Here is a 15,749-nt window from a genome sequence, read left to right as displayed (position 1 = left end):
AAAGTATCCCGGCAGCAAACGGCATCGGATTGCCTGCCGCTCATCCGGGAGTATACCCGTCACGCGATCTTTTTACAACCGGCCTGCCCGCTTTGCTGAAGCCGGCCGGAGAAAGCCGGTCTTACGGAGCATAAAAAAAGCCCCTGAAACGGGGCTTACTGTTCTTTTATTTCCGTGGGCTTAGCGCCTGCCGGGGTACACTTTTAAGGCCTGCTCCAGGCAATCCATGGCCGCGTTGATCGCATCCGTATTCAATACATAGGCCAATCGCACTTCATCCATACCCAATCCCGGTGTTGCATAGAACCCGGTTGCGGGAGCCAGCATGAGTGTTTGGTTCTGATGTGTAAAAGACTCCAAAAGCCACTGGCAGAACCGGTCGCAGTCATCAATGGGCAGGCGGGCAATGGCATAGAAAGCTCCGCCGGGGTTGGGGCAAAATACACCGTCCATCGCATTTAAGCGCCGTACAAGAAGGTTGCGCCGCTTGCGGTACTCATCCCTTGTTCCATCAAAATAATTTTCAGGAAGATCCACGGCCGCTTCACCCAATACCTGGGCCAAACCGGGAGGGCTCAGCCGTGCCTGGCCAAATTTCAATGCCGTTTGATATACTTCTTTATTATGCGTAACCAGCGCTCCGATCCGCGCACCACAGGCGCTGTACCGCTTACTGATCGTATCCATCACCACCACGTGCTCCTCCAGTCCGGGCAGTTGCAGCGGGCTCAGATAATCACTGTCGTCCTCATACCGGAACTCCCGGTAGGCCTCATCGGAAAACAGGAATAGTCCGTGTTTTTTGCAAAAGCTGCCCAGCGCCTCCACCTCTGCCCTGCTGTACAGGTAACCGGTTGGATTATTTGGATTGCAGATCAGGATGGCTTTGGTCTTTTCAGTGATCACCCGCTCAAAATCGACAACCGGAGGTAAGGCAAAACCGGTATCAATACCGGAAGGAATGGGCACAACCTTTATACCGGCAGTACAGGCAAAGCCATTATAGTTGGCATAAAAAGGTTCGGGGATAATGATTTCATCACCCGGGTTCAAACACGCAAAAAACGCAAACAGGATCGCCTCGCTACCACCGGTGGTGATCATGATCTCTTCATGTGTTACTGCAATCCCGATCCTTTCATAATATTCCACCAGCTTCCGGCGATAGCTTTCATTTCCTGCGCTATGGCTATACTCCAGCACCCGCATATGCGCATCCCTTACCGCCTGCATAATGGCCGGGGGTGTTTCAATATCCGGCTGACCGATATTCAGGTGATATACCGTCACCCCCCTGTGCTTTGCAGCCTCTGCAAAGGGTACCAGCTTCCGGATGGGGGAAGCCGGCATTTCCACGCCTCTTTGAGAAATTCTAACCATACTGAAAAATAAGGGTGCAAAAATAAAAAAATTCCACCTTTACAGATGGAATAAGTTAAAACTGTTCAATAAAACTAAAAAAACTAAACTCTTAGATAATCTCACCGGTAAAATATACCGTTTTGGGCTGGGCACCCTTGATCTTTATCGTTACATCTTTTTTAAACGAACTGCCTGCTGCTGCTGTAGCATCATACCCCACTTTTATTTTACCTACTTTACCTGGCATTATCGGAGCAGAAGGTTTTTCGGCTACCGTACAACCGCATCCTACCAGTACACTTTCCACGATCACCGGTTTTTTGCTGATATTGGTAAATTCCATAAAAAAGGAGGTTCCTTTTTTATATTTTAATTTCCCTACGTTATACTCTTCTTTTGCCATTTTGATCACTTTGTCTGCCGGCACGGCCTCCTGTGCTTTGGCGGTAACAGCAAACCCCATAAAAAACAAAACTGCGAAAAGGTAAAATTGCTTCATAATCCTATTTTTATTAACTACAGCTATAAAAACAACAAAATTACGGTATAGATGTTCAATAGTTTCCAAAAGTTGCACGCATCTTTGAAAAATTATTCAGCAATGAGTATATTGTGATATCCCTATTTTTGCCAATATGGAGAATAAGACTTCCGACCTTACTACCCCAGGTGAAATGCTTTCTTTTGACAAATTCAAAGATGGCGTTCTTCACGACTATTATATTGCCTGCCTGAGTCGTGAAACCAGCTTGCTGGGGCGGAGGGAAGTACTGACCGGCAAGGCAAAATTCGGGATCTTTGGAGACGGGAAGGAAGTGGCCCAGGTTGCAATGGCCAAATTCTTTAAACCGGGCGACTGGCGCAGCGGATACTACCGCGACCAGACCTTCATGTTCGCCATCGGCGTAGGTACTCCGCAACAATATTTTGCCCAGCTCTATGCAGACCCTGATCCGGATCACGAGCCGTTCAGCCTGGGCCGGCAAATGAACAGCCACTATACCAGCCGGAATGCGGACGCCGAAGGCAACTGGCTGAACCTGGCAGAGATCAAAAATACCGCCACCGATATGGCCCCTACTGCCGCCCAGATGCCCCGTTCTTTTGGACTGGCCTATGCATCCAAAAGTTTCCGGGAAGTTCCGGAACTGCAGCAATTCAAAAACCTGTCCCACAACGGAAACGAGGTCTGCTTTTGTACCATCGGCGATGCTTCCACCAGCGAAGGGCATTTCTGGGAAACCGTGAATGCGGCCGGCGTGGCGCAAATCCCTCTGGTGATCTTTGTATGGGACGACGGATACGGCATCTCTGTTCCCAGGGAAATGCAAACCACAAAGGGATCCATCTCCGCCGCTTTAAAAGGCTTCGAAAAGGAAGAAGGAACCAATGGCTTTTATATTTCTAAAGTAAAGGGCTGGGACTATATGGGTATGATCGAGGCCTTTGAAGAAGGCATCAGCCTGGCCCGGGAAACGCATACGCCGGTTCTTTTTCATGTGGACGAGCTGACCCAGCCACAGGGGCACAGTACTTCCGGAAGCCATGAGCGGTACAAGTCTACAGAGCGCCTGGAATGGGAGCGGGAACGGGATTGCCTGAGAAAAATGAAGGAATGGATCCTGAAGAACGGACTTACCGACGATGCCACGCTTGAAAAAATTGAGACAGACGCCCGTAAGAATGTAAAAGAAAGCCGGGACAATGCCTGGAAAGCCTACCTGAAGCCGATCAAAGAACAGGTAGAGCATACCCGCGATCTTTTGAACCAGCTGATACTTGATGTGCCGGAGAAAGAGGCAGCGCTCAAAAAGCTGATCCCGGACCTGGTCACCAACCGGGAGCCGCTGCGGAAAAACATATTGCAGACCTTATACAAAGCCATCCTTATCTGCGGGGATAAGAGCGGCAGTGCCCAAACTTATTACGATACACTTTGCCGGGAAAACGCAGCGATATATAATTCAAATTTGTACAACGAGGGGCCCAAAAGCGCCCTGAAAGTTGCGCCGGTTGCCCCCGTGGTAACCGAAGCTGCTCCCCTGATCAATGGCTACGAGATCCTGAACCGTTATTTTGACCAGCTCTTTGCCAGCAACCCCAAAGTACTGGCATTTGGAGAAGACCTGGGCCAGATAGGCGATGTGAACCAGGGGTTTGCCGGGCTGCAAAAAAAGCATGGCCCCGAGCGGATATCCGACACCGGCATTCATGAACTGAGTATTATGGGGCGCGGGATCGGGCTGGCATTACGAGGCCTGAGGCCTATCGCGGAAATACAATACCTGGACTACCTGGTGTATGGTTTGCAGCCACTGACAGATGATGTAGCATCGCTTCAATACCGTACCGGCGGACAGCAGTTTTGTCCGCTCATCATCCGGAGCAGGGGCCACCGGCTGGAAGGCATCTGGCACAGCGGATCTCCCATGGGAATGATCATTAACTCATTAAGAGGCATTCACGTTTGCGTACCCCGTAATATGGTGCAGGCAGCAGGCATGTATAACACCCTGCTCCAGAGCAACGATCCGGGGCTGGTGGTGGAAAGCCTTAATGGTTACCGGCTGAAAGAGCGGTTGCCCGAGAACCTGGATACCATGACCGTTGCTTTGGGCGTGCCCGAAATATTGCAGGAAGGCACAGATATCACGATCGTCAGCTACGGCTCTACCCTGCGCATCATCCAGGACGCCATAAAAAAAATTGCCGCACTGAACATCAGCTGCGAGCTGATCGACGTGCAAACCCTGCTGCCGTTTGACATCCATCACTGTATTTTAGACTCCCTGAAAAAAACCAACCGCATCGTCTTTATTGATGAAGATGTACCGGGAGGTGCAGCCGCTTTCATGTTCAATAGAGTAATGGAAGAACAGGGTGGATACCGGTACCTGGACGTAGCTCCCCGTACCGTTACCGCAAAGGAGCACCGGCCGGGCTACGGAAGCGACGGGGATTATTTCAGCAAGCCTAATGCAGAACAGATCGCTGCGGTTCTGATCGATATGATGCGGGAGTAAGCTTTAGTTTCATGTTTAAAGATCAAGGTTTAAAGGTTTGGTGCTTTCGTCGTGTCTTAACAGATGTTCCGCAAATCTTAAATCCCAAATTTCAAATCCCAAAATGGAAGCATTAAAAAGATATTGCCTGGCCCTGGATCTGAAAAAAGACCCGGCGCTCATTGCGGAATATGAGGCCCATCACCGTGCCGTATGGCCGGAGATCAAACAGAGCATCCGCGATTCCGGCATCCGGCATATGGAAATTTTCCGTGTAGAGAACCGCCTCTTTATGATCATGGAGGTTTCCCCGGAGTTTTCTTTCAGTAAAAAAGCGGCGGCGGATGCGCAAAACACAAAGGTTCAGGAATGGGAGGAGCTCATGTGGAAGTACCAACAGGCGCTGCCAACCGCCCAACCTGGCGAAAAATGGATGCTCATGGAGTCCATTTTCAGTATCTAGTTGATCCGGGTTAATTATTTGCAGGCAGTCCGTTGTATGCAGTTTTTTAACAACAACCGTCAAACCAATTTTACCCCCCGGTCGTCTATATTCAAAATTTGGCACTTCAATTGCATAAGCATAAAAAACATTCAGTTATGAAAAGAGTTTCACAGTTTGCCCTGATCCTGCTTACAATTTCCATTATAGGCGCAGCCTGTTCCAATACCAAAAAAAGCGCTTCGACCACCGTTCCCCGCCAGGACTTTAAAGGAACCTGGGTGGTAACCGGCACCAGCATCGAAGGAACCGATACCAAAAACCTTAAGGTTGAAGCCTTTGATGATGTAGCGCTGAGTTGTTTCGACGGCAGCGAGTGGGTATTTCCGAACAATGGATATGGAAGTTATACCATTAACGGGCAAGACTGCTCAACCGGTCCCCGCCAGATCTTATGGTCTACCCGCAATTCCAATGGTGTAACCCATCTCAATTTCAAGCGGGTAGATGGATTAAAAAAGAACCAGTCTAAAAATGTTGCAGAAGGTTATTCGCTGGAGATCACCTCCTCCGGAGACGGGCACTTCATTGCACAATCACCCATTTCTTTCGAAGGCAAGACCATTTATATTGTCTATGACTTTGAAAGAAGATAACCATTAGCCTTCAAATAATGAAAAACCGTTCCGGAAATGGCAACGGTTTTTTTAGCCCCTTTACCCCAAGTCGCCCTGAAACCGGTTAACGCGTAGATTTCTAAAAGTATTGTGTAAATCTGCCCGCAGAAGGTTACTGGCATATGACTTGCAATAACAATAACATGCTCAAAAAAAGTAACCCTCATGAATGGGTCCCCTGGGAACTAAGGAGGATCAATCCAGACATTTTTTATTTCAAAGAAGACAAGAACATTCCCAACAGCCCGCTTCCGTTATTGATCTACAGAGGTTTTTTCGATAAAGAATATGAAGACTGTGAAGGCTGGCTGAAAAACAGGTTCTCTTCCAACCGCTGGTTCCCCGCTCCCCGCCTGCAGGTGTTTGGTTTTACGCACTACTACATCAACACGCATCTCGTTATAGGCGTTTGTTCCGGTGAAGCAAAATGGCAACTGGGCGGAACATTGGGCATCACAACGAACATCGAAAAAGGAGATGTTGTGGTGATCCCCGCAGGCGTAGCGCTCCGGCATCTCGAATCGGAAAAGAACTTTAAAATCGTAGGAGCCGGTTCTGTAAATGAGGTACCCAGGGTTCAGAAAGAACAGAGCGGTAATCATGCCCATGGAAACAATGGTATTGCCAACATTGCGCTCCCGGAAACAGACCCGATCCTTGGTCCTGAAGAAAGCCAGCTGACCATCTGGATGCCGGCAGATTCATACTCCCGGTAAATCCTCGGTTACCATCAACAGCAAAATAAAACCGGCCCTTCGCAGCTACTTCCCCGCAGACCACTCCGTTTTTTCAGGTAAACCCATTTTCCCCGCACATTGTTTTTATCCTCTTTTCTCAGGGAGCCAGATAGGCGGCCATTTCCGTCTGGTATTGCCCGGCTACTGCCGCTGCCGCATCCGCAAAATCTTCCTTCCCGGAAGCATAAATAACCGCCCGGCTTGCATTCACCAGCAGTCCGCAATCTTTATTCATTGCCTTCTCCGAGATCTGTTCCAGGCTACCGCCCTGTGCGCCCACACCCGGCACCAGCAAAAAATGGTCCGGAACCAGCTCCCGGATGCGGGTAAAGGCTTCCGCCTGTGTAGCCCCCACAACAAACATCAGGTTTTGATCGGTTCCCCATGCCGCAACCGTTTTTAATACCTTTTCATACAACAGCCCCTCGCCGGTACCCTGCAGTTCAAAATCCCGGGCGCCTTTATTGGAGGTAAGTCCCAGCACAATTGCCCACTTTCCTTCATATTCCAGGAAGGGGCGCACACTGTCTTCACCCATATAGGGCGCTACGGTGACCGCATCAAAAGGAAGCGTTTCAAAAAAGGCTCTGGCGTACTGGCTGCTGGTATTGCCAATATCACCACGCTTGGCATCCGCGATCTTAAAATGGTCATCCCCGATATAGTGAACCGTCTTCTCCATTGCCTCCCATCCCTTTGTTCCCAGGGCCTCATAAAAGGCGGTATTGATCTTATAAGCTACACAGGCCGACCGCGTGGCATCGATTATTGCTTTATTAAAACGGAATACGGCATCCGCATCGCCCGACAAATGTGCCGGAAGCTTTGCAGGATCGGTATCCAGTCCCACACACAAATAAGATCTTTTTTCGAATATCAGGGATACTAATTTTTCTCGGATCATGTCTCTATCAGTTTATTAAGCTCTTTTAGCGTTATAAGGGAACGGTTGCACGGAATAACCGGGAGGGAGCTCCGGCCAGCGCCTTTATGGTAATTCCCGGAAAAGCCGCCGCCACTATTGTACCCGCTTTTAGCACCACCCGGGTATCATCTGCCGTCAGCTCCACCTCGCCTTCCGTCAGCAAAAAAAGTTCGGCCGTTACCGGTTGCAATACGGTTTCATCCCCGGTCTTCAGATCATAAGAATGCAGCTCAAAATCCGGAACGGGCGCCGGGTAAACCCGTGCTTTTTTATCGGCCGTTGCGGGGATCACCTGCGGATGGGTAGCTTCGCATTTTGTGTGCTTCAGCAGCTCCGCCGTGTCAATATGTTTGGGAGTCAGCCCGCCACGCAGCACATTGTCGGAGCTGGCCATGATCTCAACATTATATCCTTCCAGGTAAGCATGGGGCACACCCGCATCCTGGAAGATCGCCTCGCCCGTTTTGAGGTGCAGGATATTGAAAAAATAAATGGAAAAGATACCACGGTCAATGGATCCCGGCTGAACAAAGGTTTGGGCGGCACGGGCGGCCCAAAAGTCTTCCGAAGCTTTATCCAGTTTTTCCTGCTGGTACAGCGGAATGATCCGGCTGATCAGCGGCTGCAACAACTCGTTCACTTCTTCCTGTGGCAGCTCCATCGCCATTTTATACAGCTCCTTATATCCCTTCGTCTTGAATACCGGCACAAAAACATGCAGCTCCGGCACCGCCTCCAGCGTTTCCAGCAATTTTTTTTCGGGTTTAAACCCATGCAACAGGTAAAAATCGCTCAGTGCCGCCATCAGCTCGGGCTTGTGATTGGCATCCTTATAATTCCGGTCGGGCGCATTTAACGGAATCCCTTTTTTGTTCTCTGCTTCAAAATCAAGCAGTGCCTGGGCTTTGGAGGGATGCACCTGGATGGAAAGCATATCTTTTACATCCAGTACCTTCAACAAATAAGGCATCTGGCCAAATGTATTTTTTACAGCCGCCCCCAGCAGCGCTTCCGGGTTTGCGCGGATATAGTCCCGCAGCAGCACGGCTCTTCCATCATCCAGCATCAGTGCACAGTTGGCCCCGGGATGCACGCCCATCCAGTACTCGGCGAACGGTTTCATCTGCGGATTTTCGACCTGAAGCAGGGAGGGGATGAACGATACACCGCCCCAATCGTAGTGCTTTACTTCCCCTTTGAGTAATGCCAGCTTTTGCATATAAAAAATTAGATTAACTTGGGGGTAAAGATAACTGAATGGCGACACATAATCAATTGGGAAAACACGGGGAAGCCCTTGCCCGGGCGTACCTGGCAGAAAACGATTATGCCATCCTGTTCCAGAACTGGCGTTATTCGCATTATGAGATCGATATCATCGCCACCAAACAGGGTAAACTGCATTTTGTAGAAGTAAAAACGCGAAGCAGCAACCAATATGGCCATCCGGAAGACAGCGTTACGAAAAAGAAATTCCGGTATTTACAACAGGCTGCCGATGAGTTCCTCTACCAGCATCCCGGGCATTGCCGCATCCAGTATGACATCCTGTCGATCACCATCCGCACCGGCCAGCCGCCCGAATATTTTCTGATCGAGGATGTGTTTCTTTAAGAATAGGGATCTGAGAATCGGGAATTGAGCGACCTGTCTGAAATTTCAATTCTCAACGCTGATTGCCGATAACTCACCGTTAATTTGTAAATTAGCGACCTGCATCTATTTTATAACGATCTAAACAACAAGGAATGAAACTCAAATCCCTTTCATCAGGCGCCATTGCAATGGCTGCACTGCTTGCCTCCTGCGGCGGCTCTGAAGGAGCAACCGAAACAGCCTCATCCTCTTTTTGTACCGACTCTGCCTGCATTACAGAACCTCTGCGCCTGGGCAGTCCTACACCGGACAAGCCTTCGGTTACGGTAAGTTTTAAAGATTGCCAGATCGATTCCATCTTTTTTGACAATGGGAAGCTGGGCAATGCAAAGATCGGTTTTGCCGACTTTTTCGGAGGCCGTAGTATAAAACCCGGCAAAGCGCTTTTTGGCTTTGCCTTTGGCGAAGGACAGGGCGCCTGGCTGAAATTCAACGATTGCGCCACCGGCCGCGGTTACCTGATCAAAGTGCCCGTAGGCAAAGGGATCAGCCCCATGAAATACTTTAGCGCCGTAAACAATTTTGACCCGAAATTCAGGGTAGACGAAGGACTGGTATCCTACTATGACAATACGTTCCTGTATGTAGAGGACATCAGCACCGGCAAGATAGCCAAAACCCTGTTGACCGATACCGGTGTAAAAGGCGTGGACCACGATAATGTTCATTCGTTCCTGGACTCTGTTAATATCCGCAAGGACCATCTTTACGCTAAAATAAAGTATGAGGGAAAAGACATCGTTCATGATGTTCCCCTCACTTTTAAGTAATCAAGCAACAATAATAAAGCTGCTTCAAAAGTCCCTTCTCTGCGATTGCCCGTCTTTTGAAGCAGCTTTTTCAGTTTTATGTGGGAATCTTATAAAAAAAGTTTTCAGTCTTATCTGAAGCTGGAAAAATCACTCTCCGGCAACTCTACAGAGGCCTATCTCCGGGACGTGGATAAGCTTACGGAATACCTGCAGACGCAGCTGCCGGTACCAGGTCCGGCGGATATCACCCTGAAACACCTGCAGGCATTTGTGGCCCGGATCGCAGAACTGGGGATGCAGCCGGCATCACAGGCAAGGGTCATTTCGGGCATCCGTGCTTTTTACCGCTTTTGTATGCTGGAAAACATTGTACAACAGGATCCCGCGCTGCTGCTGGAAGCTCCTAAAACCAGACGAACCCTTCCGGATGTACTGAGCTTTGAAGAAATTGAACGGATCCTCTCCGCAATCGATCTCAGCAAGCCGGAAGGCACCCGTAACAAAGCCATCCTTGAAACCATGTACGGTTGCGGTTTGCGGGTAAGCGAACTGGTACAACTGCGCATCTCACAGCTCTACCTGGATGCAGGATATGTGCGGGTGATCGGGAAAGGCGATAAAGAAAGGCTGATACCTGTTGGCGACACCGCCGCCAAACACATAAAGATATACCTGCACGAGATCCGTTGCCATGTAGCGGTAAAGCCCGGCAATGAAGACATTGTTTTTTTAAACAACCGGGGGACCCAGTTAACCCGGGTAATGATCTTCCTGATCATAAAAGACCTGGCCGCAAAAGCCCGGATCCCCAAAACCATTTCGCCCCACACTTTCCGTCATTCCTTTGCCACGCATTTGATCGAAGGCGGGGCCAACCTGCGCGCCGTGCAGGAAATGCTGGGACATGAAAGCATTACCACCACAGAGATCTATACACACCTGGACCGTGAGTTTCTCCGGAAAACCCTGCATCAGTATCACCCCTTGTTTAGTAAGAGCCGCTGACCCCGGGTAGCCATCAACATACCGCCCATTGCTGATCCGCAGCAACAACCCTGAATGCTTCCAAATAAAACCCCGGAATTGTAATATTGTTCTATTTTCGCGGATACCAAAAACAAATATCAATGAAACGTATTTTTTTATCCTTTTTGTTAGCAGGTTTGCTGTTCACGGCGCAGGCCCAGGTAAAGTTTCCGGCGGCAAGCCCCGCTCAGACCATTAAGCAGGACTTTGGCCTGGGTACACTCGAATGGTCTTACAGCCGCCCCAGCCTGAAGGGCCGCCAATTATACACCGATCTCGCACCCGAGGGAAAACTCTGGCGTACCGGGGCCAATAGCGCCACTACGCTGACCATCAGCGATGAGATCATCATTGCCGGAAAAACCATCGGTGCCGGCAAATACGGATTGCTTACCATTCCCGGCCGGAAATCATGGACGGTGATCCTTACCCGGCAAACAAACGTAACCAGCGATCCTGCCGTTTATAAAGAATCAGAAGATGTGGTGCGGATCAACGTTGTTCCCGTTGCCTCAAAAAACAGCGTTGAAACATTCACCATCCAGCTGGCAAACATTACGCCTACTACCGGTGAGCTCCAGCTGGCCTGGGGACCGGTGATCGTACCCGTGCCGCTGAAAACCAATATCGACGGGCGCATTATGGCATCCATCGACGCCTCCATAGGATCGGACAAGCCCGCTTATTTTCCAGCGGCCAGCTACTACCTCGAAAACAACAAGGACCTGGACAAGGCCATTGCCTGGTTTGAAAAAGCGGCAGCTGCCCAGCCAAAAGCTTACTGGATCCACTATCAGCATGCAAAAGCACTGGCAAAAGCAGGCCGGAAAAAAGAAGCAAAGGCAGCAGCGGAAAAATCAATGCAGCTGGCTAAAGCGAACAACAACGACGATTACGTACGTAACAATCAAAAGCTGATCGCTACCCTGTAAAAACAGCACATGAAACAACTTGCCCTGGCCCTTTTGGGAGCCTTTATTTTATCGGGCGCCGGAACGCATGCTCAGAGCATTACGCTCAAATTCAACCCTGCTAACGGAAGCCGGTATGATGTAAGCACGATCAATACCTTCAGCATCAAACAAACGATCATGGGGCAACCCATAGATATGAAGTTTGGCAGCGCGGTCTATATGCTTTATCACATTACCGAAGCCGGCCCCGACAAGGCCCTGACCCTGACCTACGATTCCGCTAAAATGAACATCGATTTTATGGACCAGAAAATGGTCATTGACAGCGAGAGCCCCGACACAGCCAATGCTGCCAACAGGATGTTCCGGTCGATCCGGGGCAAAAGGGTAAAAGCTTTCATCGCCGCTGACGGCACCGTAAAAAAAACAGAAGGGTTTGAAGCGCTGGCCCGGGGTATGAGCGCAACGGACAGCGAGGCCCAAAAAATGGCCGATGAACTTTTTTCAGAGGCCACCGTGAAAAGCTTGCTGGAACAGAGCCTGAAAATGTACCCTAAGGATCCGGTATCACCCGGAAGTACCTGGACCTCCGCCATTCATATTGAAAAGCCTTACCGGCTGATCATGCAAAACAGCTATACATTAAAAAAGATCGAAAATGGAAAGAGTCTTGTGGCGGTGACCGGAAAGGTAGGCACTAACGGCAGGACAACAATGGAGCTGCAAGGCATGGAAATGGAAATAAACCTGGATGGAACGGTAACCGGCACCATAACAATGGACAATGCATCCGGCGTTACGGAGGCTTCCGATCTGATCCAGCAGCTTAAAGGAATTGTAAAAGTACAGGAGATCGAAGTGCCTATGGAAACAACCGTGGAAACAAAGATCAATATGAAGAAACGCTAAAGGGCGATCGCATGACGGAGCCTTACACCAGCGGTTCGGCCCATTGGAAACGTCGGAGCCGGCTAAAGCGTTGCTTCCGCCATACCCGGCGCCGGCTTATGGAATAAAGCAGTTTGAGATGCGGCAGGACCGGGTTAAAAAACCGGTCATTTGCTGATCCACAGCAGGGAGGCCTCATCCGGCAGCACAAAGCTGGCTGTTGATCCGGTTGCGTTATAGGCATCTGTTTTTATCACACGACCCGCGACACTGATAAAATGCAGTTTTAATCTGCCGGTAAGCCCGTTAAGCGCCACCTGCACTTTATTGCTTTGTCCTTTATAAACAATACTTCCGGTTGCACCCTGCAATATCAATTGACCATCTGCTTCTGCCGGCAGCATTTCCTTTGCAGCCTTTAAAAGTTCCTGATCAACTGTTGCCGGCAATGCGGGCAATGAACCACCAGCCATAAACACGGCCCAGCCAAATCTATCCGCACCATCTGCTGAATAGAGTACGGCCTTACCCGGATATTTCAGCCGGTATTCTTTTACCGCATGATATACCTGTTCAAAGGAGCTGCTTTTGGGTTTTAACAGCCGTGCCCATTGGCGGGGCGCCAGGTTCTTTCCGCCTTCCGGCGCATATACCGTTCCATTGGCCTGGTAATGCCAGTATTTGATATCGATCACATCCACTACCGGTGCATATTCCGGATCCTGCAAAATAGCGTCCTGCACATCTTTGGTAGCGCTCAGGCCAATCACTTCTTTTGTATGCTTTTGCTCCCACTCCTTAATGGTTTGCAGCCAGAACTGCACAAAGTGCAATGGTCCGGTAAACTCTTCTCCTGTAAACTGGATCACATTTCCGCAGCCTTTAAAATTTTCCAGGCATTGCCAGATGTACTGCTGGTGCAGCTTGCGGCGTACGGGGTTGTTCACATCATAAAACTGCTCCGCATAAAAAATACGTTTATCCCCGGCAAAATTCACCGGCTCATTAAAACCGGTATGGTTGATATTATTGGCCGTACGCCAGGGAAAATCAGCATAGTGCGCCCCAGCTTCAATGATATTGTGCTGAAAATAATTCTGATGCAACAATACCCGGTCGCCCACTGCCGCCAGGTCTGCAAACCGCCGCATCCGGTGCCAGTACCAGGAATTGTATTTTGTAAGATCATATTTGCTCAAGCCATCCCAGGCCGTATCTACCCCGCTGCGTTTAAACGGCAGCTCATAAAAAGGCGGCCACACTTCACCATCCATTCTGCGGATGCGCTCATGATCATCCCGGCGGCGTTCATACCACAGGCCGTAATGCTGGTTCAAGCCCACGATATTATTGGCCTTCATGGAATCCATCACATCACTGAGGTCATCCGTAAGTCCCGGACCCACACGCCCCGGCACAAAACGGGTGATGGCCATTTTCTTTTTGGCCTGCTCCAGATCCCTGCTCTCCACGCCACCGGACCACCAGGGCACTTCCTGTATCCTGCCGGCAAGTATGTTCCCATACATGCCTACCAGCCAGCCATTCTCTATGCCTGTGGCAGGGGGATAAACCGTCCATTGTTGCTTCGGAGCCTTATCCACGACTTTTGCGCCCCTTACATCTGCAGCCACCGGGTTGTGTTTAGCAGCGTCCCTTATCCAATCGAGCAGCTGCATCTTTGGCTGCGCTGCCTCCTTTGTCAGGGCCTGTGCCACTTCAACGGACGGACTGCTGGAGGCCTCGGTACCGATCTCTAAAATGAACGACTGCTGCGGCGCCGGCCTTCCCAGGCGCTCCCGTAACTGCGCATAATAAAAACTTTCCGGGTCCAGGTGGTTATTCGATTCGCCCCAGTAGCCATCTCCCGCAAACTGGCTCCAGGAACCCAACGCCCAGTTTTGTGCGGTGGGCGGCCGGTAACAATCGATGCGGGCGGCCGAACAGTTCCATAAAAGACTGTTGGCGGCAGCCCACCCCGCGCCCTGGCCATCCTGGCCCCGGTTACCAAAGCGGATGGCGTTACCATCTACTGACACTTTATCAAATAAAACCCCCGAAGCCCATTTGTCAATGGCGCCCGAGAAATTATACGGTCGCTCCGAGACACATTGCACAAAGGCATTGGGCCCGGCGGCCGTATGGCCTGCTGAAAAATCATGATAACCATTCGCTGCATAACAGCGCTGGAACAGGGTTTGCTGGCCACGTGTAAAAAAAGTGTAGCGCCGCTGCCCGCCGATCTCTGAAACCGGCTCCGTAGAAATACAATCTTCTACTGTTATCCGTCTTGCCGATTCCAGCAGGTATACCGCCGATCCGGCAAAATGTTTAAAAGAGACCTGGCGTACCCAGGCGTCTTCCACATTTTCCATCGTAATGGCCATCCAGCGATGCTCCTCGTCTTTTATATTGTTTTTTTCGAAATCCGAAACCAGCGAAAGATTTTCAATACCGATATTTTTCACCCTCCCCGGCCACGAAAAAACCGTTACGGTACCCCCGCCATATTTTTTATCGAAGGAATTGGTGAGCGGTACATCAATGGTCAGCATATTTCCGTTAATGGCCGTAACGGTCCTTTCAAAAACAAGGTCGGCATCACCGGGCTTCCAGCCCAATGCCGACAGGCCGCCGCCAAAGCTGCGGGTGCCCAGCACATCGATCCATTCATTGGTAGAAGGCCGGCGGATGTGGATCGGATCTCCTATATGGAACGCTTTTGCATCCCCTACCGAAAATGTTGTTGCATTTACCGGTACATAATCCTGCGCAATACGGGCTTCCTGTTCCGGCTGCCGGTCATTTTTTCCAAGGATCCTTATCAATGCATCACGACTGACCCCTTTGCCCTGCAATACGGTTGCACCACCGGCACCAGCCCCTCTTAGCACCACCCCGGATGCCCTGATGAGCAACTGCCCTTCGATCGCATAACTGCCCTTTTGCAAGAGCACTGCCCCGCGGAAGCCATCCTTACCGGGTGTTAACCGGGATACATAATCAATAGCGGCCTGGATCAAGGCAGTAGCGTCTCCTCCTGTCACAGGAACTGTTGCCTTCGCCGGTACCAGCGGAATGGCCTCTTCAGAAGCTTTATACCCACAGTAAGAATAGTCCGGAATACGGTCTCCGGTAACGGAGTCTGCATTGTAGATCAATTTTCCCTTTTCAACCGATACCGGCAATACCGGTTTTACCGGCTTCGGCTTTTGTGCTTTTGTTATGATAAACAAAAGGCTGAATAAGACCGATAAAAAAAATTTCATTATTGCTAATTTATCAACTCTCTGCAAAACAAATGCTATATCCGGCGCACTTTTTATCCGGATGCCAGGCCTGCGGTTCTTACAGGGATTAACCAAAGT

At 50.1% G+C, this 15,749-nt stretch carries 14 protein-coding genes; 9 read left to right on the top strand and 5 right to left on the bottom strand.

Annotation, left to right across the window (positions count from 1 at the left end; genetic code table 11):
- Positions 1-180: 180 nt before the first annotated feature.
- Both B160_RS0126010 and B160_RS0126005 read right to left on the bottom strand, forming a co-directional pair.
- Positions 181-1,380, bottom strand: a complete 1,200-nt coding sequence (locus B160_RS0126010) for a pyridoxal phosphate-dependent aminotransferase (protein ID WP_026310037.1) — start codon at positions 1,378-1,380, stop codon at positions 181-183.
- A gap of 91 nt (positions 1,381-1,471) precedes the next feature.
- Positions 1,472-1,861: a DUF1573 domain-containing protein gene (locus B160_RS0126005; protein ID WP_018630901.1), complete on the bottom strand. Its 390-nt coding sequence runs from the start codon at positions 1,859-1,861 to the stop codon at positions 1,472-1,474.
- Positions 1,862-1,997: 136 nt separating this feature from the next.
- On the opposite strand from B160_RS0126005, the gene B160_RS0126000 reads away from it, so the two are divergent.
- The 4 genes from B160_RS0126000 to B160_RS30140 all read left to right on the top strand — a co-directional run bounded on the left by B160_RS0126000 (position 1,998) and on the right by B160_RS30140 (position 6,199).
- Entirely contained in the window at positions 1,998-4,385 is a 2,388-nt protein-coding gene (locus B160_RS0126000; protein WP_018630900.1) for an alpha-ketoacid dehydrogenase subunit alpha/beta, read from the top strand.
- Between the two features lie 103 nt (positions 4,386-4,488).
- Entirely contained in the window at positions 4,489-4,827 is a 339-nt protein-coding gene (locus B160_RS0125995) for an L-rhamnose mutarotase (protein WP_018630899.1), read from the top strand.
- A 137-nt stretch (positions 4,828-4,964) separates the two neighbouring features.
- Positions 4,965-5,462: a lipocalin family protein gene (locus B160_RS0125990; RefSeq protein WP_018630898.1), complete on the top strand. Its 498-nt coding sequence runs from the start codon at positions 4,965-4,967 to the stop codon at positions 5,460-5,462.
- A gap of 164 nt (positions 5,463-5,626) precedes the next feature.
- Positions 5,627-6,199: a cupin domain-containing protein gene (locus tag B160_RS30140; RefSeq protein WP_157558235.1), complete on the top strand. Its 573-nt coding sequence runs from the start codon at positions 5,627-5,629 to the stop codon at positions 6,197-6,199.
- A 118-nt stretch (positions 6,200-6,317) separates the two neighbouring features.
- Here the strand turns inward: B160_RS30140 and pyrF are convergent, their stop codons facing one another.
- Complete coding sequence (pyrF, locus tag B160_RS0125980) at positions 6,318-7,124, bottom strand: orotidine-5'-phosphate decarboxylase (protein ID WP_018630896.1); 807 nt, start codon at positions 7,122-7,124, stop codon at positions 6,318-6,320.
- 31 nt (positions 7,125-7,155) lie between these two features.
- Entirely contained in the window at positions 7,156-8,364 is a 1,209-nt protein-coding gene (manA, locus tag B160_RS0125975) for a mannose-6-phosphate isomerase, class I (RefSeq protein ID WP_018630895.1), read from the bottom strand.
- Between the two features lie 38 nt (positions 8,365-8,402).
- Here manA and B160_RS0125970 point away from each other — a divergent pair, with 38 nt between their 5' ends.
- The 5 genes from B160_RS0125970 to B160_RS0125950 all read left to right on the top strand — a co-directional run bounded on the left by B160_RS0125970 (position 8,403) and on the right by B160_RS0125950 (position 12,402).
- Entirely contained in the window at positions 8,403-8,759 is a 357-nt protein-coding gene (locus tag B160_RS0125970; RefSeq protein ID WP_018630894.1) for a YraN family protein, read from the top strand.
- Between the two features lie 134 nt (positions 8,760-8,893).
- Positions 8,894-9,571, top strand: coding sequence for a hypothetical protein (locus B160_RS0125965; protein ID WP_157558234.1), 678 nt, complete (start codon positions 8,894-8,896; stop codon positions 9,569-9,571).
- Between the two features lie 78 nt (positions 9,572-9,649).
- The gene (gene xerD / locus B160_RS0125960) at positions 9,650-10,558 is read left to right on the top strand and encodes a site-specific tyrosine recombinase XerD (RefSeq protein ID WP_018630892.1); all 909 of its coding nucleotides are present in this window, start codon (positions 9,650-9,652) and stop codon (positions 10,556-10,558) included.
- Positions 10,559-10,680: 122 nt separating this feature from the next.
- On the top strand, positions 10,681-11,511 hold the full coding sequence (locus tag B160_RS0125955) for a DUF2911 domain-containing protein (RefSeq protein WP_018630891.1): 831 nt from the start codon (positions 10,681-10,683) through the stop codon (positions 11,509-11,511).
- Positions 11,512-11,520: 9 nt separating this feature from the next.
- Positions 11,521-12,402 carry a DUF6263 family protein gene (locus B160_RS0125950; protein WP_018630890.1) on the top strand — a complete coding sequence of 294 codons (882 nt, stop codon included), beginning with the start codon at positions 11,521-11,523 and terminating at the stop codon, positions 12,400-12,402.
- Between the two features lie 146 nt (positions 12,403-12,548).
- On the opposite strand, the gene B160_RS30135 is transcribed toward B160_RS0125950, so the two are convergent.
- The gene (locus B160_RS30135; RefSeq protein ID WP_018630889.1) at positions 12,549-15,650 is read right to left on the bottom strand and encodes a DUF6298 domain-containing protein; all 3,102 of its coding nucleotides are present in this window, start codon (positions 15,648-15,650) and stop codon (positions 12,549-12,551) included.
- Positions 15,651-15,749 lie beyond the last annotated feature (99 nt).

Source organism: Niabella aurantiaca DSM 17617 (genome assembly GCF_000374125.1).
In the GTDB taxonomy this organism is placed as follows: Bacteria; Bacteroidota; Bacteroidia; order Chitinophagales; family Chitinophagaceae; genus Niabella; species Niabella aurantiaca.
This window is presented reverse-complemented; position numbering and strand designations above follow the sequence as displayed.